This is a genomic window from Mycobacterium sp. NGS54, assembly GCF_059812465.1.
Window position 1 is genome coordinate 524,832 of the sequence record NZ_JCALCS010000007.1, and the last position, 22,365, is coordinate 547,196.

Consider the following 22,365-nt stretch of genomic DNA (forward strand, 5'->3'; position numbering starts at 1 on the left):
AAACTCCGCCGCCACAGCAGCGAACGGTACCAGCGCCGGTTTCGATATGCCGGGTTCGTTACAGGAGGGTCAGCTGTGAATTCAGCCTCGAAAAGGTAACGGTCCCCGCGCGGCCGGCGTCAATGAGGCGCGCCGCCGCGCTGCGGCAATGCGACGGGCTCGGCGCCGGGGGTCCCCAGCGTCCCGGCCAGCCAAGGCAACGACGCGGCGAACGCCTGGGCGGCGAACGGCCAGTCGTGCCTGCCCGGCTGGGTGACCACCGCACAGGTGATCCCGTTGGCGGTGGCGACGTCGCACAGCGCGTTGGCGGCCGCGTCCTGGCCTTCCGGGTTGGCGGCGGGATCCGCGCTGGGAGCGGCGATCGCGGAGTTGGCTTCTTCGGCGACTGCGTGCGGGCCGGGCGACGAGGGAACGTCGAACCACCCCGACAGCCCGGTGTAGTGCCCGTGGCGGGTCATGACGGTGGTGGGGTCGAAGGCGGCCCAGGCGGCGCTGTTGCCGCCGAACAATCGGCCGATGGTTTGGTCCTTCGTGCCGACGCTGGGGCTGCGGTCGCCGGCGATGTCGACGAACGCGCTGAACAGCTCCGGATGCATGACGGCCAGGTCGACCGCGCAGGTACCGCCCATCGACCACCCGGCGACGCCCCAGTTGGCCCGGTCGGCGCTCACCCCGAAGTTCGAGACGACGAAGGGCACCACGTCCTTGGTCAGGTGATCGGCAGCGTTGCCGCGGGTGCCGTTGACGCATTCGGTGTCGTTGTCGAACGTGCCGGTGGGATCGACGAACACCAGCACCGGGGCGAACCCGTGATGCTGCGCGGCGAAGTCGTCGATGGCGGTGAATGCGCCGCCGGGGCGCAGCCAGTCGGCGGGGGTGTTGAAGGCGGAGCTGATCATCATTACCGCCGGCAACCGCGGCGGCGGATTGCTGTTGAACCACGCCGGGGGCAGATACACCAGTTCCTGGCGGTGGGGGAAGTGCGACGCGTCGGCGCCGATCGTCACGGGCACCACGACGCCCTTGGCCGGCTTGGTGCCCTCGAGCTGCATCGCGGTGACCCTCAGCCGATCGATTTGATCGGGCAGGGGCTGCGACGTCAGCTGATCCCACGCGGCCGCCACGGTGGGGAAGTAGCCGACCCAGCCGTTCAACGCCAGGGCCGCGCACAGCGCGCAGAGCGGGATCGAAACCACCGCCAGGCCCCGACGCCACCAGCGTGCGCCCGGCCATCCCAGCGCCAGCACCGCGACCGCGAGCCCACTCATCGCGATCCACAGCCAGAGCGCCACCGGGGCCGGGTCGCCGGCCACCCCGATCGACGTGATGTACCAGTACGACAGCGCCGTGACCAGGCCCGCGACGCCCAGCGCCACCGGAAGCGCCCAGCCGCGCCAACGGCGCCTCGTCACCCCGATCGAGCCGACGACGATCAGCAGCGCCAGCGCCTGCACCGCCACCGGCAGCCAGCCACGCAGCAAGGACAGCTGTTGGACGAATTGGGGCAACGGCGGTGACCTTCGCTAAATCAAATCTCTTTGCGAATAACCCACCGGCCAAGGCTTGAGGACGCGGTAGGTCAGATCAACTATCCCACAGGATCGGCACGCATCGTCCCCGCGAAGGCGCGCAGTCGCAGGCTGTTGCCGACGACGAACGCGCTGGAGAACGCCATCGCGGCACCCGACAGCATCGGATTGAGCAGCCCGAGCGCCGCCAACGGGATCGCGGCCACGTTGTAGCCGAAGGCCCAGAACAGATTCGTCTTGATCGTGCGCAGGGTCCGCCGGGAGAGGCGGATCGCGTCCACCGCGGCGCACAGGTCGCCGCGCACCAGGGTCAGATCCGCGGCTTCGATCGCCACGTCGGTGCCCGTGCCCATGGCGAGCCCCAGATCGGCGCGGGCCAGCGCGGCGGCGTCGTTGACGCCGTCGCCGACCATCGCGACCACCCGGCCCTCGGATTGCAGACGTAAGACGGCGGCCACCTTGCCGGCCGGTGTCACCCCGGCGACGACGCGAGCGATGCCGACCTGCTCGGCGACGCGCTTGGCGACGCGGTCGTCGTCACCGGTCAGCAGCACCGGCGTGAGCCCCAGGGCCTGGAACCGCCGGATCGCCTCGGCGCTGGTGGGTCTGACGGCGTCGGCGACTACCAGGATCCCCCGCGCGCGGCCGTCCCACCCGACGGCGACGGCGATCTTCCCCGCGGCCTCGGCGCGGGCTTTGGCCGCCGACAATTCTGCGTCGAGATGCTGCGCCCGGTCGGCCAGCAGGCCCTCGCGCCCGACGACGACGGCGTGGCCGTCGACGACCCCGTGCGCGCCCTGCCCACTCACCGCCACGAAGTCGCGGGCGGCGGGCAGGGCGCCGAGCTCCGCCTTGGCGGCGTGGGCGATCGCCTGCGCGACGGGATGCTCCGAGGCGTCCTCCACGGCCCCGGCGAAGCGCAGCAGGGTTTCGCGGTCCGCGTGCGGCCCGGCGATCACATCGACGAGGGTCATCCTGCCGGTGGTGACGGTGCCGGTCTTGTCGAGAACGATGGTGTCGACCTTGCGGGTCGCCTCCAACACCTCGGGTCCCTTGATGAGCACGCCGAGCTGGGCCGCCCGGCCGGCGCCGACCAACAACGCCGTCGGCGTCGCCAGCCCGAGCGCGCACGGGCAGGCGATGATGAGCACCGCGAGCGCCGCCGTCACCGCCGAGGCGACGGAAGCGCCCCGGGCCAGCCATGCCGCGAGGGTGGCCACCGCGAGGACCATGACGGCCGGGACGAACACGCCCGAGACGCGGTCCGCGAGCCGTTGCGCCCTGGCCTTGCCCGATTGCGCCGCTTCGACGAGCCTGGCCATCTGCGCCAGCTGGGTGTCGTCGCCCACGCGGGTGGCGCGCACAACCAGACGCCCCCCGGCGTTCACGGTGGCGCCGGTGACGGCGTCGCCCTCGCCGACCTCAACGGGGACGGACTCACCGGTGAGCATCGCGGCATCGACGGCGGAGGATCCCGAGACGACGATCCCGTCGGTCGCGATCTTTTCGCCGGGGCGCACCACGAACACGTCGCCCACCGCCAGCTGGTCGACCGGCAGACGGGTCTCGGCCCCGTCCCGCAGCACCGCGACGTCCTTGGCGCCGAGCCGGAGCAGGGCGCGCAGCGCCGCGCCCGCGCGCCGCTTGGCGCGCTTCTCGAAGTAGCGGCCGGCCAGGACGAACATGGTGACGCCCGCGGCCACCTCAACGTAGACGTGTCCCGTCCCGAGCGTCAGGGCGTACAGGGAGCCGAGGAAGGCCGACAGCGTCCCGACGGAAACGAGCGTGTCCATCGTGGCGGTGCCGTGCCTGAGGCTCGCCCACGCGCCCGCGTGAATCGGGCGGCCCGCCCACGCGACGACCGGGGCGGCGAGCGCCAGCGACACCCATCGCCAGTCGCGGAACTGCAGGGCCGGCAGCATCGCCATCGCGATCACCGGGACGGCCAGAACGACCGCGGCGACCAGGCGGGTGCGCAGCGCCGCCAGCTCGCCGTCGTCGGCGGGCCCCCGCGTTTCGGCGGCGGGTTCCGGTCGCGGGAGCGCCGCGGTGAAGCCGGCCTTCTCGACCGCCGCGATCAGCTCCCGGGCGTCGTACCCCAGGGGCAGCGTGACGGCGGCCTTTTCGGTGGCGTAGTTGACCCGCGCGGTGACGCCGTCGAGCCGGTTCAATCTCTTCTCGATGCGCGCCGCGCACGAGGCGCAGGTCATCCCCCCGATTTCCAGCTCGACGTTGATGACCGTGTTAGCGTCCGCCGTCACGCGACGAAGACCGCCTGATAGCCGGCCTCGTCGACCGCGCGCAGCACCGCGCCGGCGTCGACGGGAAGGGAACTCCGGATGACGAGCCTGCCGGTGCCCGCGTCGACGTCCACGCTGTCGACACCGGGGATCCGGCCCACCTCGTCCTTGACGGCGGCCTCGCAGTGCCCGCACGTCATCCCACTGATGCGGTACTCGTTGGTCGCCATGACACTCCTTTATACGGGCGCCGGCTTATCGGGGCGCCGCCGGTTACGGCTCGGACAGCAGCAGCACGACGCGGCCCGTGGGAGGCGGCGGGGGAAACGCGCCCTCTTCGAAGCCGTAGTACTTGCGCTGATCGGGCGTGACGGCGTCGACCACTTTGCCCGTCGCGGTGAGTTCGCCATCGCGAACGTCGGCCATCATGCCCTTGAAGTCGGGCACGGCCATCGACTCAGCGAGCAGCAGCGCCTCGCCAGCGGTGCTCAGGTCGACCAGCACACCTGCCCCCGCGTAGTTGTTGCCGCCGCGGCCAAGGCCGCGCGGCGCCCAATACACGGGCGTCGAGGCCACGGTGCCCTTCACCCGCCGATACTCGCCGGGATGTTGCGCATCGGCGACGGTGACCAGGGGCAGGCGGGCGATCGTGCGCTTTTCCTTCAACCACAACCCGCCCAGCGGGAGGCACGCGACGGCGTACATCATCAACACCAGCACGAGGACCGGCTTCCAGGCGATTTCCCAGCCGAGTCGCCGCGGTGAGATCGGCAGTCCGCGCAGCTGTGCATCGAGCTCGCGGCGACCGAATTTGAAGACGTACCAGGCCAATACCCGCGCGAGCGCCATGCAGGCGATGATGATCAGGCCGACGATGCCGCACACTCGCCAATAGAAGGTGCTGTCGCCCTGGTTGGTGGTCGCCGCGACCATCACGGCGGGGATCGGGGCGGTGATCAGCAACAGCAGCGCGTAGGACGGGTGACTGGTCAGGTACGGGTAGGTCACCCGCCAGGCGCGGTTGCCGCCGTAGACCGTCACCGGTCCGATGTCGGCGTGCACCGTCGGTGTCCACGTCCCCTGCACCACCCGGGGCCTGACCAGCGAGCGGACGACGAAGAACCCGAAGAACAGCGATATGGCGAGCGCTCCCCAGAAGGTGCCGTCGAGTCGTTCGCCGGTGCCGGGCACCCCGAACGCGCCGTGGATGTCGATTACCTTGCCGACGAAGAACGTCAACGGCATCACGACGAAGAACTCCATCAGCCATATCTGGATCAGCTGGGGGATGCGCGAGCCGAGCCGGTCGAACGCCAACACGCGTTGCCAGAGAAAGCGTAGAACCCGCACGACCTGGCACTATATTGACCGCGGCTGATAGCGGCAACGGGTCAGACGTAGCCGACGCCGATGTCGACCGACACCTGGCTGGCGGTAACCAATCGGGATTGGTCCGAGACGAGCCACGCGACCGCGTCGGAAATGTCCTCGGGCTGGGCGATGCCGTCGGGCAGCAGCGGTTTGTGCATGCCCCGCAGGTGTGGGTAGCTGTCGGCGGCCGATCGAAGCGCGTCGCGCATCCGGCCGGTGCCCATCGGGGTCGAGACCGCTCCCGGGTTCAGACTGTTGACGCGGATGTTGTAGCGGCCGAGTTCGGCGGCGAATGCGCGCGCCATCCCGACGACGGCGTGCTTGCTCGCCGTGTAGTGGACCATGAACGACTGCATGTTGATGCCGGCGGCGGATCCGATCAGGACGATCGAGCCGCCGCGACCGCCGTCAATGATGTGGCGAGCGCTGGCCATCACGGTGTTCCAGGTGCCGACGACGTTGGTGTCGATGGTGTCGCGGAACGCTTGCGCGGTGATCCGGTCCCACGGTGCGGGACTGCAGATTCCCGCGTTGGCGACGATGATGTCCAGGCGGCCCAGCTCGCCGACGGCGGCCGTCAGCGCGTCGAGGTCGCGGATGTCGACCGCCGAAGTGACGACCTTTCGACCGTTGGCACTCACCAGCCGTGCCGTCTCGGCCAGATCGGCGGGTGTGGGTGAATCGTAGGGAACGCTGGGTGGCAACGGCCCGGCGATATCGACCGCGATGATGTCGGCGCCTTCGGCGCTGAGCCGCACCGCGTGCGCCCGCCCTTGTCCCCGCGCGGCGCCGGTGATCAGCGCCACCCTTCCCGGAATCGACTGGGTCACCGAACCCCTCCCCGCTGAACGTCGTTTGTTCGAACATCCGAGCAGTGTTGTAAAAGTTCAATCCGGCGAAGCGTAGCGTCGACCTCGCGCTGCCGGATACCCGGAAGGAGACCGTCATGACCGTCAACGTTGTCGAAGCGGGTCCCCGCCAGGTGAGCCGTTCGGTCGAAGTGGACGCGCCGGCCGCCGAGCTGTACGCGATGGCCGTCGACCCGCGGCGCCACCACGAACTGGACGGATCGGGCACGGTCGGCGACAACATCAGTATTCCGGCGGAAATGGTTGTGGGGTCGAAGTTTTCGACGAAGATGAAGATGTATGGCGTGCCATACCGCATCACCAGCAGGGTGACGGCCCTCAAACCGGACGAGCTGATCGAATGGCGCCATCCCGTGGGACACCGCTGGCGCTGGCAATTCGAGTCGCTGTCACCGACGAGGACGCGGGTCACCGAGACGTTCGACTACCGCGAAGCCGGCGCAATCAAGAACGCGCTGAAGTACTACGAGCTGATGGGTTTCCGCAAAGCCAACGCGGAAGGCATCGAGGCGACGCTGGCCAAGCTGCGCGATCGCTACGCGGGCGAGTAGCGATCAATCGGTCGCGGGATCCGCGGCGTCCCATGCGACCACACCGGACACCCAGTGGGTCAACTGGTCGACCTCGTCGTTGCGGTGCAGGTGGCGCGGCGGTGTTGCGAAGCTGGAGTACGGCCGGCACCGGACGACGACCCGGTTCTCCCGGTCGCACATCTCTTCGACGGACGCGCGTGCGTCGTCGGGCAGCGGTTGGCCCGACATTCTTCCGGCGACCGCCATCATGACGTCGACCGCGAGGTCACGGTCGTCGTCGAGGGTTGCGTCCGCGTATACCTGCAGATAGCTGAACGGCCAGCGTTCGTCGAGGACGCACAGGCTGACCTTCCCGTCGCGTTCGACGACGCGGGCCTTTCCACGGCCGGCCATGGTGGACACCAGGAGCTCGTCGGCGTCGGTCGGGATGTAGTAGACGATCGACATGCCCGGGCCGTCATTGCGGCGGCGGTAACCGAACACGCAAGTTCGATGCGTGCGGACGAATTGCCGGCGCTCCGAAGGGAGCATGTCGCGGTCGGTGGGAGCCGGGTACGGCTCCGGGGCCAGGGGAAGGAGCATGGCGAAAGGTCCTAGCTATCAAGTGGCTTGATCAAGAAACGAATAATGGCTACAGTGTGTCTACAAATAAGAGGGGTGTCAACTGACCGCCGGACAGCCGCATGAGCAGCCACCGCGTCGCTCCCGCGGGCGCCCGACCCTGCCGCCGGACCGCATCCTGACCGCGGCGCTCGGACTCGTCGACGAGCTCGGGGTCGACGCGCTGTCCATGCGCTCCCTGGCGCAGCGCCTGGGGTCGGGCACCGCCACGCTGTACCGTCACTTCGCCAACCGATCGGAACTGGTGGCCGCGCTGGTCGACCGCATGCTCGGTGAGGCCGGCTTGGACGCGGACGCGCTGACCGCGATGCCCTGGCAACAGGCCTGTATATCGTTCGCGCAGCACATGTTTGACGCGCTGGGACGCCACGGTGATGTCGCGTCGTTGTTGATCGGCTACGTGCCGATGGGGCCGCACGCATTGGCCCAGCGCGAGCTGATGCTGTCGCTGCTGCTCGACAACGGATTCCCGCCGGTGGTCGCCGCCCACGCCTACGCAACGCTGTCCCGCTACGTCCTCGGCTTTGCGATCCAGCAATCGAGATCGACCGAGGCCGAACGGGACACCGAGTTGACCGCCGCCTTCCGTGCACTCGATCCGTCCCGCTATCCCGCGACCGTCGCGGCCGCCGACGACCTGCCCGTTCCGCTGGAGGAGGAGTTCGCATACGGCCTGCGGCTCATTGTCGCCGGGCTGGAGCGATTGGGTCACTGAACCCAAACACGTCGTCGATCGTGGTCTCGTCGGGAACGATTGCCAACCGCCGACCTCGCTCGCCGAAGGGACCCTTTGCCGATGATCGACCGCACCCAGTCCCCCGCCATCACGCCGCACCGCGTAGCCGGGTTGCTAACGGGTGCAGGACAGCTGATCAGCCGTTACGGGCTGGCGGTCGTCCTGGCCTGGATCGGGTTCGGCAAGTACGTCAAGATGGAATCCCGGGTACTCATCGAGCACAGTCCGCTGATGAGCTGGATTTACCACGTGGCCTCCGTGACCACGGTGGCACGCGGGCTGGGGACCATGGAAATCGTTGCGGCGCTTCTCATTGCGCTGCGACCGGTGTGGCCACGCGCGTCGGCGGCGGGCAGCGCCCTTGCCGTCGTGCTCTTCATGGGAACGCTGAGCTTCTTGTTCACGACGCCCGGGGTGGTCTCCACCCGCGCCGCCGGCCTCCCGGTGTTGTCCGCGCTGCCGGGCCAATTCCTGCTCAAGGACCTCGTTTTGATCGGCGTCGCGCTGTGGACGCTCGGCGACTCGCTTGCCGCGCGAAAAGCGTTCCCCTGAGCAATTTCTTGGCCGATGCCAGCGTGGCGGCGTAGGCATCCGGGGTTTGGTTGGTCGCCCGGTCCGTCAGCCCGCGGGCCAGCGCGTAGATCGCGTTGACCGCCGCGCACGGGTCGGTGCCGGTTGGCAACGCCCTGTGTGCTTGGGCGTCGCGGACGACGTGATCGATGGTGTCGCGCAACCCTTTCAGACCGGCACGCCCGCGCATGGCGCGTTCGAACGCGGCCAGGTCCGGATACTCGCGCAGCAACCTGTCCAGTTCGTCCAGGACCGCCTCGAGGCGCTCGACCACGTCGTCGGAGCGGTCCGCGGCGGTGCGCAGCCGTGGCAGCGCGATCTCGTCGATCTCCCTTACGGTGGCCGTGAGCAGTTCGGACTTGTTCGGAAAATAGTGATACAGGCTGCCGCTGGTCATGCCCGCGGCCTTGGCGATCTCTCGAATGCTCGCGCGGGAATACCCCACCTCCGCCACACAGCGCATGGTCGCCGAGATTATTCGAGCGCGGGTCCGCTCGCCGCTGGCGCCCACCGGGCGACCCAGTTGCGCCCGCGCGGCGATCATGCGGCGCACCTTCCTGCGGAACCGGCACACAAATTGATCGACCGATTATATTCGACCGCATGCTAGGTCGCCCGATCGGCGCCAGCGGCGAGGAGACCCGCCAGCGGATCATCGTCGCCACCATGCGCTGCGTGGCGGAGGTGGGCTATTCGCGCGCGACCATCCGCGAGATCGCCCGCACGGCAGCGGTGACCAGCGCCAGCCTGTACAACTACTTTCCTAATAAGTCGGCGCTGATCAAGGCCGCCATCGCGGCCCGAACCGACGTCGCGCTGCCGCGGCTGCGCGAGGCCGCCGGGGGCCCCGGCGACGTGATCGACCGGATCGAAGCGGTGCTCGACGAATCGGGCCGGCTGATGCGCGAATACCCCGACCTGGCGGCCTTCGAGTGGGCGATCCGTGCCGAAGGCGCCGTCGACGCCGGGGAGGCAGGCGACGGGTTCCAGGCGTTCCGCGAGATCATCGAGGGCATCGTCGCGGGAGGCGGCAAACCGGGCTCGGTGGAAGCGATCTACTCGCTGATCTACGGCCTGACCGAGCTGGCGGCGACCCTGCCGCCGGTCGAATACCACGCGGCCCTGGATTCGGCCAAGCGCCTGATCAGGGGCACGTTGTTGCGCTGAGGCGCCCGGCAGCGTCGAGACTGCGGCCAGAGCGTAGCTCGGCCGAAAATCGCGCGCTGGAGCGCAGAACCGAGTTCCTTTGCCATTGATATGATCAACTGATTGATTATATAGTCGGGCGGGGATCACGATGAGGAAGCCGATGCCAAGACCTGCGACCGTTGGCGTGGAGTTCGACGTCGACGCGCTGCGCCGCAAGTACGCCGACGAGCGGGCCCGGCGACTGCGCCCGGACGGCATCGCGCAGTACGTCGAGACGGCGGGTGCCTTCGCGCGCTTCGCCGAAGACCCCTGGGTGGACGGAACGTTCACCCGCGAGCCATTGACCGACGAGGTCGACGTCGCGGTCATCGGCGCCGGATTCGGCGGCCTGCTGACCGGCGCGCGGCTGCGCGAACTCGGTGTCGAAAGCGTGCGCCTGATCGATAGGGCGGCCGACGTGGGCGGCACCTGGTATTGGAACCGGTATCCGGGGATCGCGTGCGACGTCGAATCCTATGTCTACATGCCGCTGTTGGAGGAGCTCGGCTATATCCCCGCGGACAAGTACGCCAGGGGATCGGAGATCTTCGCCCACTGCCAGCGCATCGCCGAGCACTACGATCTCTATCGCGACGCGTGCCTGCAAACCGACGTGCATGAGATCCGTTGGGATCCAAATGCTTCCCGCTGGATCATCCGGACCAACCACGGCGACGAGATGCGGGCCAGGTTCGTCTCCATGGCCAACGGTTACCAGGCCAAGCCCAAGCTGCCCGGGATCGCCGGCCTCGGCAGCTTTCGCGGCCCGACCTTCCACACCAGCCGGTGGGACTACGGCTACACCGGCGAAAAGCTGGAGAACCTGGCCACAAAGCGCGTCGGCATCATCGGCACCGGTGCCACGGCGATCCAGTGCGTGCCGCACCTCGCCGCGGCGGCGCGGCAGCTCTACGTCTTCCAGCGCACGCCGTCCTCGGTCGACGTGCGAGCCAACCGGCCGACAGATCCGCAGTGGGCCAACACATTACAACCGGGCTGGCAGTCCGAACGCATCCGGAACTTCCAGATCCTGACGGCCGGTGGTCAGGCCGAGGAGGATCTGGTCGCCGATGCCTGGACCAGCATCACCCGCAAACTTCCCGTCATGCGCCAGGACGGTGCCGGCGCGGCCCCCAACATCGAACTGGCCGACTTCGCCAAGATGGAGGAGATTCGCGCGCGCGTCGACGACATCGTCGCCGACCCCGCGACCGCCGAGGCGCTCAAACCGTGGTACGGCTACTTCTGCAAGCGGCCGTGTTTCCACGACGACTACCTGCAGACCTTCAACCGCGACAACGTCACGCTCGTCGACACGCGCGGTCGCGGGGTCGAGCGCATCACCGAGGCCGGCGTCGTCGTCGACGGGGCGACCTACGAACTCGACTGCCTCATCTTCGCAACGGGTTTCGAGGTTGGCACCGACTACTGCCGGCGCACCGGGTTCGAGCTGATCGGCCGCGACGGCGTGACGCTGACCGCCCGGTGGCGCGACGGCGTGCGCACGTACCAGGGCTTGTGCGCCCACGGCTTCCCGAACTGTTTCATCGAAAGCATCGCCCAGGCGGGGCTGACGGTGAACTTTCCATACCTGCTGGATGTGCAGGCCAGCCATGCCGCGTGGATCATCGCCCGGGCGCTGGAGCGCGGCGTCAGCGAAATCGAGGCGTCATGCGAGGCCGAGTCCGCCTGGGTCGACCTGGTGGTGGCCCGCTCCACCGCGACCGCCGAGCGGGCCAGCACCTGCACTCCCGGCTACTACAACCGGGAAGGCAAGGCGGACGCCAAGACTCGGCAGGGTAGCTTTTTCATCGGTGCGCCCACGGAGTACGCGGACATGCTCGACGCGTGGCGCGCGAAGGGCGACCTGGACGGGTATGAGGTTCGCGGCGGAAAGGCCGCGCCGTGACGAGCCGGCTGGCCCGTCGGCGCTACGCGGTCGGCCGGCTGCGGGCGGCGACGCGCCGTCGGCGCCCACCGAGGGTGGCGATCATCGGCGCCGGCTTCGGCGGCCTCGGGGCGGCCGTGGCGCTGCGACGCGCCGGCCTCGACGACCTGGTGATCATCGAGGCCGACGACGGGGTGGGCGGTACCTGGCGCCGCAACACGTATCCCGGCGCCGCCTGCGACATCCAGAGCCACCTGTACTCGTTTTCCTTCGCGCCCAACAAGTCCTGGAGCCGCACCTACGCCCGACAGCCCGAGATCCTGGCCTACCTCGAGTCCGTGGCCGACGACTTCGACCTGCGCCGCCATCTCATGCTCGGCACCAGAGTCCGTTCGGTCCGCTGGAATTCCGACGCGTCGTGCTGGGAATGCGAATTGGACCGCGCCGGGCAGACCGCGACGCTGACCGCCGACATCGTCGTCTGCGCCGTCGGATTGTTCGGGCTACCGAAGCGTCCCGAGATCGCGGGGCTGGGCGAGTTCGGCGGCACGCTCATGCACACCGCCCAGTGGGATCACGGCATCGAGCTGGCCGGCAAGAAGGTCGCGGTGATCGGCACCGGCGCCAGCGGGGTTCAGGTGGTCCCGGAGCTCGCGAAGACCGCGGAACGCGTGACGGTGTTCCAGCGCACGCCGCCATGGATGGTGCCCAAGGACGACCGGCCTTACAGCCCAGCGGAATTGGAGCGCTTTCGGCGCGATCCCCTGGCCGTGCGCCGGACGCGTTGGCAGATTTGGAAATTCCAGCACGACAACACGGCCACATTCGCCGACGACCCGGTCGTCGCCGCGCGCACGCACGTCGCGACGTCGTTCTTGGAGCGCACCGTGGCCGACGGGCGGCTGCGCCACGCGCTGACGCCGGACTATCCGTTCCGCTGCAAGCGGGTGTTGCTGGGGGACGACTATTACCGGGCGTTGCAGGCGGACAACGTCGATCTGGTCACCGACCCCATAGCGCGGGTCGGCGAGGCGTCGGTGGTGACCAAGGCCGGCCACGTCGTCGACGTCGACACGATCGTGCTCGCGACCGGGTTCGAGACGTCGCGCTACCTGTCGGGCATCGACGTGGTCGGCATCGGCGGTCAGCGCCTGCACGAGCGCTGGGGCGCCGACCCGAGCGCCTACCTGGGGGTGGCGGTCGCCGGCTTCCCGAACTTCTTCATGCTTTACGGCCCCAACACCAACCAGGGCGGCAACTCGATCGTTTACATCTTGGAGGCGGCTGCGCGGCTGGTGGCCAGCGCCGTCAGCCGGGTGGCGCGGCGGGGCGGCTACGTGGATGTTCGTCCGGAGGCCGAAAGGCGCTACAACGACCGGCTTTCCGCGGACCTCGGACGCACCGTCTGGACCCAGTGCGACAGCTACTTCCGGTCACCCAGCGGCCGCATCGTGACCCAGTGGCCCTACACCGAATTGGACTACGCCCGCCGAACCTGGCGGCTGCGGCCGCGGGATTGGTCGCACCACTCACGGGGTGCGCCGCCGCTTTCGGGGCTTCCTCGGCACGTCCATCTTGGCGGCTTCCTCGGTGGCGATCCTGCCCGCCACGTCGTCTATCGCCCTGCGGAACGCCTGCATGCCGAGACCGATTCCCAGGGAACGTAATTGGAGGGTCTTCTCGGCGATCTCGGGCCAGTCGTCGGCGGGTAGCCCGGCGCGCAGGAACGGCTCCCAGACTTCATCGCGATAGAGCTCGACGAGTGGTTGCATGCTCGCAATCTGATGATCGGTCATGAGGGTGAGGGCCCGGGCCACCTTATCCAGCGGCAGGCCGACCGCGATCAGCTTCTCGACGTAGTCGAACGTTGCCGTGTCGGTGACAACGAGCAGCTCGTCGTCGATGATGTCGACCAGCCCGCAGTCCGTGAAGTACCGCTCCGCCGTGGCGCCGAATTGGCGGACCAGGTCGACCCGTTTCATCTCCACCGATCCCGTGAGGTTGGCGGGGCTCAGCAATTCCGAGGCCATCCGACGTACCTCGGGCGCCGACTCACCGGACTGATCCAGGACCCGCCGGATGATGTCGAGCGGAAAACCCTGCGCTCGAAGTGATTTGATCCGCTCGATATGCGAGATGTGGTCGTCGCCGTAAATCCCGATCCGACCGCGTCGCTGTGGCGGCGGTAGCAGCCCGTTGGTCTGCCACTCACGAATGTTCCGCGCGGTCATGTCGACGCGGCGCGCAAGTTCGTCGATTGTCATGTCCACGGCGACGGCCCTTGTCGATTACGGAAACTTACGTTACGGTCCAGTGCGTAACTGTACAGGTTAGGTGATCGATGGCGCTCACTGACGGGGTTCGCTTCACCGGCTCGGCGGCCCGCACGCTGGCCGGCGCCGCGCTGGCCAATGCCACGGGCGCCCGACGGCGCCTGCCGCTCGATGCGGACATCACCGCCTACGATCCGCTGGATGCGGCGACGGCGGCCCAGCCACACGAGGCCTATCGCCGCCTGCACGCCGGCGCCCGGGTGCAGTACAACCCCAGGCGCAGGGTGTTTGTCCTGAGCCGGCTGGACGATGTCCGGGCGGCCGCCCGCGACGACGCGAAACTGTCCAGTGCCGACGGACCCATGCTGACCCGGATACGCACGCCGATCCTGGTCTCGCTCGACGGCGAAGCGCACACCCGGCAGCGCCGTCAGGTACTGCCGGCCTTCACCAAGGCCGCGCTCGACAGCTGGCGCCCGATCATCGACAGGCTGGCCGCAGAGACGGTCCACGACGTCGTGGCCAACCCGGGTTGCGACGTGGTGCAGCGGCTGGCGATACCGATGCCGGTGCGTCTCATCGCCCAGTTGTTGGGCGTTCCCGACACCGATGTCGACGACTTTCGGCGGTGGTCCGAGGAGTCGGTACAGGTTACCGACATCGACCTCACGGCACGCGGTGCCCGCAAGCTCGCGGTCTCGGTGCGCGGTTCGTGGGCGATGCACCGCTATTTCACTCGGCAGTTCGCCGTCGGCGGCCTGAAGGGCTCGGACACGATCCTGGGACGGCTGTTGGCGGAGAACGCGGCCGGCTCGCTGCCCGACCGCGAGTTGTTCTACTTCGCGATGCTGTTGCTTCTGGCCGGCAACGAGACCACGACCAACCTGCTCGGCGGCATGTTCGACACCCTGGCCGCCAACCCGGAGCAGTATGACCTGCTGCGCGCCGATCCCGACCTGATACCGATGGCGGTCGAGGAGTTACTGCGCTACCTGTCACCGGCGCAGAACGTGTATCGCACCGCCCTGCGCGACTACCGGGTCGGGGATACCACGATTCCCGCGGGTGCGCGGATCATGCTGTCGATCGGCGCGGCCAATCGGGATCCGCGGGCGTTCGACGAACCCGACGCGTTCCGGGTGACTCGAAACCCTGGCCAGCACATGACTTTTGGGTTCGGTGCGCACCTGTGCATCGGAGCGCAATTGACGCGCATGGAGGCCCAGGCGGTGCTGCGTGAATTGGTGACCCAAGTCAGCCGAATCTCCGTGGTCGGGGCGCCGCAATGGTCCACCAATAGTTTGCTCCGCGGACCGACGCGCCTGGCGGTCCGCCTGACGCCCGCGTGAGCCGCGGCTTCTCAGCGGGCGGGATCGTCGGCCACCTCGATGTCGCCGGCCGCGGCCGCCGCGCGCAGCCGGTGAAAATCGTCGAGTGACTTGTCGGCGTACGCGTAGGACCACTCGGCGACCGCGTCGTGCACCGCGCTGCTGGTGCCGACGTAACCGCGCAAGACCGATGCGTTGGCGCTCTGCGAGTGCGCGCGCGCCAGCAGCACCGCACAGGCGACGACGTATTCGGAGAAGGTGGCCGCCGACATGCCTTCGGTGTCGATGCTGCCCTTCATGTCGTGGAACTGGCGGACGTAGTAGTCGCGCCCGTCCTTGCGAGTCGTCCCGAGAAATACATCCGACATCGCCTGCAGGATCTGCTGGCCGTCGATGACGCGCACCCCCTGCCCCTTGGCTTCGACGGCCGCGTTGAGGCTGTCCGGCTGAGCCCACCCGCCGTATTCCTCGAGCACCGACCGCGTGGCCTCTTTGATCTGCAGGATCAGCGGTGTTCCGTTGGGGCCGACCAGGATGACCAGGTAACACCGGGTGCCCACGCTGCCGACGCCGACGACGCGCAGCGCGACATCAGTGATCCGAAAGTGCGACAGCAGCAGCGCCACGTCGGCCGGCACCGCGGCCAGATACTCCCGTACCGCGTCCAGCAACGGCGCTTCGGTCTCCTCGTCGACATGCTGCAAGACCGGAGGCGCCTCCCGCAGCCGCGGGGTCCCGTCGGGGCCAATCTCCGTGATCCGCCGGAAGACTCGCGCCGACGTTCGGGTGCGCGCCTGAGATATCGTCTTCTCAATCACCGCCTGCAGGCCCTTGGACACCTTCCCGGTGTAGTGCTCGGGTTCCACGCGCAGGTAGTAGCGGTCCAGCACATTCATCTCCTCGAGCATCGCCTCCAGGCTCGTCTGGTAGCCCACCAGCGTCTGTTCGACGCAGCCGCGGATCGCTTTGGCCGGATACCCCGCGTGGCGGCCCCCGACGATCGCGCTGGTGACCAGGCGCTTGACGTCCCACTCCCCGGGCGCCACGGCGGCCTCGTCGAAGTCGTTCAGGTCGAACACGATTGAGCGGTCCGGCGCGGCGTACATGCCGAAGTTCGACACGTGCGCGTCGCCGCAGCACATGACTTCGATCCCGCTGGTAGGGCTGGCGGCCAGGTCGGCGGCCATGACCGCCGCTGACCCGCGGTAGAACGAGAACGGGTCGGCGAGCATGCGGGCGAACCGCAGCGGGACGAGTTCGCTTAGCCGCCCGTCGTTTTGGGCCACGAGGATTTCCGCCGCCGACCGGTTCGCGGGCGTCAGCTGCGCGAGCGCGCGCCTGGGAACGGTCTTGCGCAGCGCCCGACCGCGCGCCACATCCTCGCCCGGTGCTTCCAGTTCGATCAGGCGGTCACGCAACGCCCGTTGCGGCATCCGCTCAGCATAGATACCGTGCGCGCTTCCTACTTACCTTCAGGCTGACGACGCCGAGCTCTACTACCTCGTCTGATTCGCGGCGGCCGCCCTGGCCCGCTCCGTCATCGACGCGATCACCCCGCCGTCGTTGAGGATGTCGGTGCCGGTCAGGTAACCCGCTTTGTCGCTGGCGCAGAACGCGAGTAGCTCGGCCATCTCCTCGGGCTTGCCCCAACGCGGGACGGCGGCGTCGGCGACCATCGCGCCGGCCCCGGCCTGCTCCTCCAGCCGGCCCATCTCGGTGTCGGTCGACCCCGGCGAAACGGAGACGATGCGCAGCCCGCGCGCGTTGAATCGCTCCGCCTGCGCCTGGCTGTACCACTTGACGAAGGTTTTGCTCAGCGCGTAGGCGAGGCCCGACCGGGCCTCCTCGGGCGCGATGTCGCACGCCTTCAGCATGGCCGCCATGAAGGCCTCGGAGTCTTCAAGGGCCAGCGGAAATTTGTGTGTTGGAACGATTTCCGCCGGGAGCATGTAGGCCGACATGGACGCCACGTTGACGACCACCGCGCCCTCACCGGCGATCTCGTAAAACGCCTCGTCGACGTTGATGGTGCCGACCGCATTGGTCCGCATGACGTAGTCGGCGGGACCCATGCTCGGACTGACGCCGGCGGTGTGGATGACCGAACCGACCGTCCCGAGCCCGGTTGCGGTGTCGAGCAGGTCCGCGACGGCATCGCGGTCGGTGACGTCACAGTTGACGGCCGTCGGAGTCATCCCGAGGCCTTGCAGGGTTGCGGCCGCGCTGTCCAGGCGGTCCTGCCGCACGTCGCAGAGGACCACGGTGTGTTCGCGGCCAACGACTTTGGCCGTGGCCAGACCCATGCCGCCGGCACCGCCGGTGATCACCGACACTCGTTTCATACGTGGACCGTATACGGGTGCGCTACCTCGGGAGCGACGGGCTCTCCGCGTCGTGATGGGGGCGGCCAGTGTGGCGGATCGCCCTGCCGACGAACGGCGCCCGGAACGTGGCGACGAGGTGGCGGCGGTTGACGACCAGGCCCACCACGGCCACCGCGACGTAGACACCGCACAACAGCAGCCGCTCCCGCGTCGAGACGAGCGGGAACTGGACGAAGAACAACGTCAGCAACGCGCACGCGGCGACCCGGGAGAAACGCAGCCCCAGGATCAGCGCGACGCCCATCAGCGTCTGGGTGGCCGTGAGCAGCACCTCCTCGACCTGGCGGGAGTCCAGCGTCAGCGAGAATCCGCCGCCGCCGAGGACGTGTGCCACGGGCAGCGATCCGATCAGCAGCGTCCACTGGTTGACCTTGGAGGAGATCAGCGTGGCGATCGCCGCCGTGCCCTTGCCGCGGGAGGCGAAGATGACCGCGATGATGAACTCGGGGGCTTCCGATGCCAGCGGCGCGAGCCACTGGACGAGCAGGAACCGGTCGATGCCGAGCTCGGTGCCCGCCGCGACGAGGTTGTCGGCGAACGGCTTGGCGCACAGCAGAATCACGGCGCCCGATGTCGCGAAGAGACCGATGACCGCGACGCGCCGAACGCGATGGGGCAGCTCCCCGAGCGCGGCCGCGGTGCCGACGAGGTCCGGCTCCTCCACGTCGCCGTGGCCGATCTTGTAAAGGTAGAAGCCGAACCAGGCCAGCAGCGCCAGCCCCAGCGCCATGTGGATTTGTCCGGTCGCCGGCATCACGAATGCGGCGATGCCGGCGATCAGCAGGAAGCCGAGTTCGACGCGATTGGCGGGCTCCAATTCGACCGCGGCGGATTTGGGAGCGGATTTGCCTGCGCCCGCCCGTCGCGCGACGACGATGCTGACCAGCACCACGACGGGCCAGCCCAGCCCCATCAGCAGCCGGTTGGACCCGGTCATGTTCGCGGCGGCGTACTGGGTGTAATCCGGATCGTGGCCGGATACATAGGCGTAGTAGAGGTCCACGGCGTATTCGGGCAGCACGGCCACCAGCGCGAGCACCGCGATCGCCAGCCCGCCGGAGACGTCGATCTGCGCGGCCTCGGCGGCCCACGCCAGCAGAAAGCTGGCCGCGACCACCGCGGCCCCGTAGATCAGGAGGGCGGCGACCGGGTCCAGGTGCAGGCCGGCGATTCGGGTGACCACCGCCGGGGCGATGAAGATCGCGGTGATGAGCGTCGAGCGGATCAAGGTGAATCGCCGCGCGCGCGATGTCGTCGCGACGCTGGCAGCGGACCTGTCGGTGGCCGGCATCGTCATCCTTCAACTCGAAGAGGGGTGCCGATCATTGGTGATTGCGTTGGCTCGCATGCCGTGGCGAACTGCACCCAAACCTACCCGCGAAATCGTGACCCAGCAACGCGATCCGAGAGCCGAAGCGGCGGCCGCACGCGTTCCGTCTTCGCTGGCCACTCCGGCCGGGACGGAAAGTTCGGGCCGGCTGATCCGAAACTTTGGCAAACCTTTCGTGGCCCTGCCGTGGCGTTTTGGGCCGACCGCACCGCGGCCCGGCGCGTTTTGCGCCACCGATGGATCGACCGCGGCACAGATAGCTCGATTAACTTCGACGCGCCGCCGCAGCTCCGGGTTCCCCGGGGAACGGTTAACCCGGCGGACCCATCGCCGCGGCCGCGGCCTGTGCGAAGAGTTCGACGGTCTGATTGCGGGTCAGTGAACTCGTCAGCTGCTCGGCGGCGCGCATGACGTCGCCGACGAACCAGGTCGGGCCGTTGGCGAGGTTTTCGAAGGCCTCCGCGATCACATCGTCCACGGCGGCGGAACCCGCTGGTGTGTCGTCGGGCGAACTTATCTGGCCGCGACTGTGTTCGAGCCGGCGCAGCGCGGGCGTGTCGGTTTTGCCGAGGATCAGGCCCACGACGTCGACGCCTTTGTCGTGCAACTCGGCCCACAACGCCTCGGCGAAGACCATGTCGAACGCCTTGGATGCCCCGTAGGCCACCATGTTGGGCCCCCCGGCCAACCCGGCGCCGGACCCGAAGATGACGATGCCGCCGCTGCCTCGCTCGACCATCGCGGGCGCGAAGTGGTGGCACAACTGCATCGGCACCATGCAGTTGCGTTGGACCATCGCCTCGGCGGCCTCGATCGGGTTGGCAAGGAACGGCTCATAATTCGGGTCGGCGCCCGCGCAGCACACGAGAAAGCCGATCTCCAGATCGCTGGTGGCCGCGGCGATCGACGATGCCGCGCCCGGCTGCGCGAGATCGAGAGCGAGAGTGCGTGTTTCGACCCCGCTGCGGGAACCGATCTCCGCGGCGACGGCGTCCAGCGCCGATTGGCGGCGGGCCAGCAGCACCACATTGACCCCGCGCTCGGCCAGCCCCGCGGCGAACGCGGCGCCCAGGCCGTCGGAAGCCCCGGCGACCAGCGCCCACGGCCCGTACTTGGTTGCGAACGTCACCTAAGGGCTCCCAACTGTGCTCACGCGCACGACGGTGAAGCGCCGCCGCGCGATGCGCCAACCGTCGGCGGTGCGGACGATGTCGTCGTCGTAATAGCCGATCCCGTTGGCACCGGATTGGTTGTCGGCGAACATGATCAGGGCGTCGACGTAGGTGCGCGCCGTGGCCTGGTCGCCGTTCACCGTGATGACCTGGTTGGTCAAGCGGTGCAGCGTATGGCCCGCCAGGGCGTGCGTCTTGTCCATGAAGTCGGTGACGGCGTCGACGCCGCTCCACGCGCCGATCTCGCCGTAGTCGAGTTCGCAGTCCTCGGTGAATACCGTTCGAAACAGTGGCCAGTCGCGCCGGTCGATCCCGGTCGCGTAGCGAACGAGCAGATCCGAGATTTGTTGCCGGTGGTCGGTTTCGCTCACGAGACGTCTCCATTCGGATGGACCACGATGCGTGGTGGGCCGTGTGAGCGGCGGGCCAACTCGAGCGCGCCGGGCACCTCGTCGAGCGCGATGACCTTGCCGACGCTCGTCAGCGGATCGAGCCGTCCCGACGCGATGGCGTCGAGGGTAACGCATCAGCCCCGTTTATTTTCTCGAATAATCGACATAAGATCTCGAATGCTCGGAGTAACCATATGAACGTCGCCCCAAAGGAGTCAAGACATTCGCGGATCGCCGTCGGCGCCGACCGCGCGAGTGCTCGATGTCATCGAGCTCCTGGCCCGGTCGCCGGATGCGCCGCTGCGCTTCTCCGACGTCGTGCGCGAGCTCGATCTCACCCAGGCGACGGCCCACGCGATCCTGAAGACGCTGTGCGACCGGGGCTGGGTCAGCCGCGACCCCGTCGCGAAGACCTTCACCCTCGGCCCCGCGCTCGCCGTGGTTGCCGCGCGCACCGACACCGCCCGCCCCCTCGCGCATGCCGCCCGTTCCGCGGTGCTGCGACTCTCCCGCGACGTCGGCTACACCGGCTCGGTGGTCGAGCGATTCGGTGATTCGCTGGTGGTGACCGCCGTCGAGGGCGACCCCGCGACGCAGCCGGCGGGCATCCCGGGCGATCGCATTCCCTACGCCCCGCCCTTCGGCGTCGCGCTCGCCGCCTGGGACGGCGAGGAGGAACAACGGGCATGGATCCGTCGCGGCGCCGGCGATAACACCGACCGCGTCGAGCGCCTCGAACGCGTTCTGGAGCACACCCGGGAACGGGGGTTCGACGTCGACTGGACAACCCCCGCGCTGGCTCAGGCCGTCCGAGCGGTCGGCGGCCTGGATCACCACGAGATGCCGACTCCGGTGCGCCATATCCTGGATCAGCTGCTCGCCGAGTTCACCACCATCGGCTTCCTCTCCGACGACAATCCCGGTCGGCGCAAGCAACCCGTGGTCACCATCGCCGCACCGGTTTTCGACCATCGTGGACAGGCGGCCCTGATGCTGGCCGTGCATCCGCTGTGCCCGCTCAGCGCGAGGCAGATCCGGCTCATCGGCGAGAAACTCACCGACGAAACGGCGGCGATCACCCGATCGCAACGGCATGCGGTGGATCGAACCGTCTAAGTTAGCCGTACGGACAGGGGGTGACCGTAGGGTGTTCGGGTGCTGACAAGCGGGTCAGTGGTGTGCGGGTACCGCATCGAGCGGGTGCTGGGCGCCGGCGGGATGGGCACGGTGTACCTGGCGGCCGACCCGAGCCTGCCCCGCCAGACCGCGCTGAAAGTGCTCTCGTCCGAGCTGTCGCGCGATCCCGATTTTCGGGCCCGGTTCATTCGTGAGGCCGACACGGCCGCCTCGCTCGAGCACCCCCAGATCGTGTCGGTCTACAACCGCGGGCAGACCGAAGACGGCCAGCTATGGATCGCGATGCAATTCGTCGACGGCACCGACGCCGACGCGGCGCTGCGCGAGGGGACGATGGCCCCGCAGCGGGCCGTGCACATCATCGGCGAGGTCGCCAAGGCGCTCGACTTCGCCCACGCCCACAACGTGGTGCACCGTGACATCAAGCCGGGCAACTTCCTGCTGTCCGGCCCGACAGGTCCCGAGGAGCGAGTCCTGCTGGGTGACTTCGGAATTGCCCGCGCCTTCGACGATGTCGGGCTGACCGCGACCGGCTCGGTGATGGCCACCGTCGCCTACGCGGCACCCGAGGTGCTGTCCAACGCGCCGATCGACGGCCGCGTCGACATCTACTCGCTGGGTTGCGCCCTGTTTCGGCTGCTGACGGGCCAGACACCATTCCCGGCCACGAACGGCGCGGCCGCGGTGATGATGGCGCACCTGTTCAGCCCGCCGCCGCAGGTGACCCACGCGGTACCGTCGCTGCCCGACGCGCTGGACCGGGTGATCGCCATCGCGATGGCCAAGGACCCGGCGGCCCGATTC

General features: G+C 68.5%; 22 protein-coding genes and 2 pseudogenes. 10 read left to right on the forward strand and 14 right to left on the reverse strand.

All coding sequences use genetic code 11. The annotated features are described in order from the left end of the window. Positions 1–119 precede the first annotated feature (119 nt). The 5 genes from AC5Y5E_RS24520 to AC5Y5E_RS24540 form a co-directional block, all read right to left on the reverse strand. Positions 120–1,508 carry an alpha/beta hydrolase gene (locus AC5Y5E_RS24520; protein WP_499905674.1) on the reverse strand — a complete coding sequence of 463 codons (1,389 nt, stop codon included), beginning with the start codon at positions 1,506–1,508 and terminating at the stop codon, positions 120–122. An 80-nt stretch (positions 1,509–1,588) separates the two neighbouring features. Beyond that, the gene (locus AC5Y5E_RS24525; protein WP_499905675.1) at positions 1,589–3,790 is read right to left on the reverse strand and encodes a heavy metal translocating P-type ATPase; all 2,202 of its coding nucleotides are present in this window, start codon (positions 3,788–3,790) and stop codon (positions 1,589–1,591) included. Then, complete coding sequence (locus tag AC5Y5E_RS24530) at positions 3,787–3,999, reverse strand: heavy-metal-associated domain-containing protein (RefSeq protein ID WP_499905677.1); 213 nt, start codon at positions 3,997–3,999, stop codon at positions 3,787–3,789. Before AC5Y5E_RS24530 ends, AC5Y5E_RS24525 begins: the two co-directional genes overlap by 4 nt. A 43-nt stretch (positions 4,000–4,042) precedes the next feature. Further along, entirely contained in the window at positions 4,043–5,119 is a 1,077-nt protein-coding gene (locus AC5Y5E_RS24535) for a hypothetical protein (protein ID WP_499905678.1), read from the reverse strand. Positions 5,120–5,160: 41 nt separating this feature from the next. Further along, entirely contained in the window at positions 5,161–5,970 is an 810-nt protein-coding gene (locus tag AC5Y5E_RS24540; RefSeq protein WP_499905679.1) for a mycofactocin-coupled SDR family oxidoreductase, read from the reverse strand. Between the two features lie 116 nt (positions 5,971–6,086). Here AC5Y5E_RS24540 and AC5Y5E_RS24545 point away from each other — a divergent pair, with 116 nt between their 5' ends. Next, positions 6,087–6,560 carry an SRPBCC family protein gene (locus tag AC5Y5E_RS24545; protein ID WP_499905681.1) on the forward strand — a complete coding sequence of 158 codons (474 nt, stop codon included), beginning with the start codon at positions 6,087–6,089 and terminating at the stop codon, positions 6,558–6,560. 3 nt (positions 6,561–6,563) lie between these two features. Here the strand turns inward: AC5Y5E_RS24545 and AC5Y5E_RS24550 are convergent, their stop codons facing one another. Further along, positions 6,564–7,124: a pyridoxamine 5'-phosphate oxidase family protein gene (locus tag AC5Y5E_RS24550; RefSeq protein WP_499905682.1), complete on the reverse strand. Its 561-nt coding sequence runs from the start codon at positions 7,122–7,124 to the stop codon at positions 6,564–6,566. A 139-nt stretch (positions 7,125–7,263) separates the two neighbouring features. On the opposite strand from AC5Y5E_RS24550, the gene AC5Y5E_RS24555 reads away from it, so the two are divergent. Further along, on the forward strand, positions 7,264–7,878 hold the full coding sequence (locus AC5Y5E_RS24555; RefSeq protein ID WP_499905758.1) for a TetR/AcrR family transcriptional regulator C-terminal domain-containing protein: 615 nt from the start codon (positions 7,264–7,266) through the stop codon (positions 7,876–7,878). Between the two features lie 81 nt (positions 7,879–7,959). Continuing rightward, positions 7,960–8,451: a DUF417 family protein gene (locus tag AC5Y5E_RS24560; RefSeq protein ID WP_499905684.1), complete on the forward strand. Its 492-nt coding sequence runs from the start codon at positions 7,960–7,962 to the stop codon at positions 8,449–8,451. Here AC5Y5E_RS24560 and AC5Y5E_RS24565 read toward each other — a convergent pair. Beyond that, on the reverse strand, positions 8,375–9,013 hold the full coding sequence (locus AC5Y5E_RS24565) for a TetR/AcrR family transcriptional regulator (RefSeq protein ID WP_499905685.1): 639 nt from the start codon (positions 9,011–9,013) through the stop codon (positions 8,375–8,377). The genes AC5Y5E_RS24560 and AC5Y5E_RS24565 overlap by 77 nt on opposite strands. 59 nt (positions 9,014–9,072) lie before the next feature. On the opposite strand from AC5Y5E_RS24565, the gene AC5Y5E_RS24570 reads away from it, so the two are divergent. The 3 genes from AC5Y5E_RS24570 (at position 9,073) to AC5Y5E_RS24580 (ending at position 13,212) form a co-directional block, all read left to right on the forward strand. After that, positions 9,073–9,636: a TetR/AcrR family transcriptional regulator gene (locus AC5Y5E_RS24570; protein WP_499905686.1), complete on the forward strand. Its 564-nt coding sequence runs from the start codon at positions 9,073–9,075 to the stop codon at positions 9,634–9,636. Positions 9,637–9,778: 142 nt separating this feature from the next. After that, positions 9,779–11,566, forward strand: coding sequence for a flavin-containing monooxygenase (locus AC5Y5E_RS24575; RefSeq protein WP_499905688.1), 1,788 nt, complete (start codon positions 9,779–9,781; stop codon positions 11,564–11,566). Next, a complete protein-coding gene (locus AC5Y5E_RS24580) occupies positions 11,563–13,212 on the forward strand; it encodes a flavin-containing monooxygenase (RefSeq protein ID WP_499905689.1) in 1,650 nt (549 codons plus the stop codon). The genes AC5Y5E_RS24575 and AC5Y5E_RS24580 overlap by 4 nt, the downstream gene beginning before the upstream one ends. A 405-nt stretch (positions 13,213–13,617) precedes the next feature. Here AC5Y5E_RS24580 and AC5Y5E_RS24585 read toward each other — a convergent pair. Beyond that, positions 13,618–13,809, reverse strand: a pseudogene (locus AC5Y5E_RS24585) (helix-turn-helix domain-containing protein); the annotation flags it as partial. Between the two features lie 77 nt (positions 13,810–13,886). Between AC5Y5E_RS24585 and AC5Y5E_RS24590 the strand changes: the two are divergent. Beyond that, positions 13,887–15,167 (forward strand): cytochrome P450, encoded by a 1,281-nt coding sequence (locus AC5Y5E_RS24590; protein WP_499905691.1) that lies wholly within the window; start codon positions 13,887–13,889, stop codon positions 15,165–15,167. An 11-nt stretch (positions 15,168–15,178) separates the two neighbouring features. Here the strand turns inward: AC5Y5E_RS24590 and AC5Y5E_RS24595 are convergent, their stop codons facing one another. The 3 genes from AC5Y5E_RS24595 to AC5Y5E_RS24605 all read right to left on the reverse strand — a co-directional run bounded on the left by AC5Y5E_RS24595 (position 15,179) and on the right by AC5Y5E_RS24605 (position 18,821). Continuing rightward, a complete protein-coding gene (locus AC5Y5E_RS24595; protein ID WP_499905692.1) occupies positions 15,179–16,579 on the reverse strand; it encodes a DUF2252 domain-containing protein in 1,401 nt (466 codons plus the stop codon). Between the two features lie 63 nt (positions 16,580–16,642). Beyond that, positions 16,643–17,488: an SDR family oxidoreductase gene (locus tag AC5Y5E_RS24600; RefSeq protein WP_499905694.1), complete on the reverse strand. Its 846-nt coding sequence runs from the start codon at positions 17,486–17,488 to the stop codon at positions 16,643–16,645. 22 nt (positions 17,489–17,510) lie between these two features. Continuing rightward, entirely contained in the window at positions 17,511–18,821 is a 1,311-nt protein-coding gene (locus AC5Y5E_RS24605; RefSeq protein WP_499905696.1) for a calcium:cation antiporter family protein, read from the reverse strand. On the opposite strand from AC5Y5E_RS24605, the gene AC5Y5E_RS24610 reads away from it, so the two are divergent. Further along, positions 18,724–19,242, forward strand: a complete 519-nt coding sequence (locus tag AC5Y5E_RS24610; RefSeq protein ID WP_499905762.1) for a hypothetical protein — start codon at positions 18,724–18,726, stop codon at positions 19,240–19,242. The genes AC5Y5E_RS24605 and AC5Y5E_RS24610 overlap by 98 nt on opposite strands. On the opposite strand, the gene AC5Y5E_RS24615 is transcribed toward AC5Y5E_RS24610, so the two are convergent. From AC5Y5E_RS24615 to AC5Y5E_RS24625, 3 genes and pseudogenes are all read right to left on the reverse strand, one after another. Next, the gene (locus AC5Y5E_RS24615; protein ID WP_499905698.1) at positions 19,171–19,989 is read right to left on the reverse strand and encodes an SDR family NAD(P)-dependent oxidoreductase; all 819 of its coding nucleotides are present in this window, start codon (positions 19,987–19,989) and stop codon (positions 19,171–19,173) included. The two genes, AC5Y5E_RS24610 and AC5Y5E_RS24615, sit on opposite strands and share 72 nt — an antisense overlap. Continuing rightward, a complete protein-coding gene (locus AC5Y5E_RS24620) occupies positions 19,990–20,403 on the reverse strand; it encodes a nuclear transport factor 2 family protein (protein ID WP_499905700.1) in 414 nt (137 codons plus the stop codon). Then, positions 20,400–20,552 (reverse strand): annotated as a pseudogene (locus AC5Y5E_RS24625) (zinc-binding dehydrogenase); the annotation flags it as partial. The gene AC5Y5E_RS24620 and the pseudogene AC5Y5E_RS24625, both read right to left, overlap by 4 nt. A 127-nt stretch (positions 20,553–20,679) precedes the next feature. Between AC5Y5E_RS24625 and AC5Y5E_RS24630 the strand changes: the two are divergent. After that, positions 20,680–21,540: an IclR family transcriptional regulator gene (locus tag AC5Y5E_RS24630; protein ID WP_499905701.1), complete on the forward strand. Its 861-nt coding sequence runs from the start codon at positions 20,680–20,682 to the stop codon at positions 21,538–21,540. A gap of 39 nt (positions 21,541–21,579) precedes the next feature. After that, positions 21,580–22,365 (forward strand): serine/threonine-protein kinase (locus AC5Y5E_RS24635; RefSeq protein WP_499905702.1); only part of this gene is annotated, 786 nt, incomplete at its 3' end.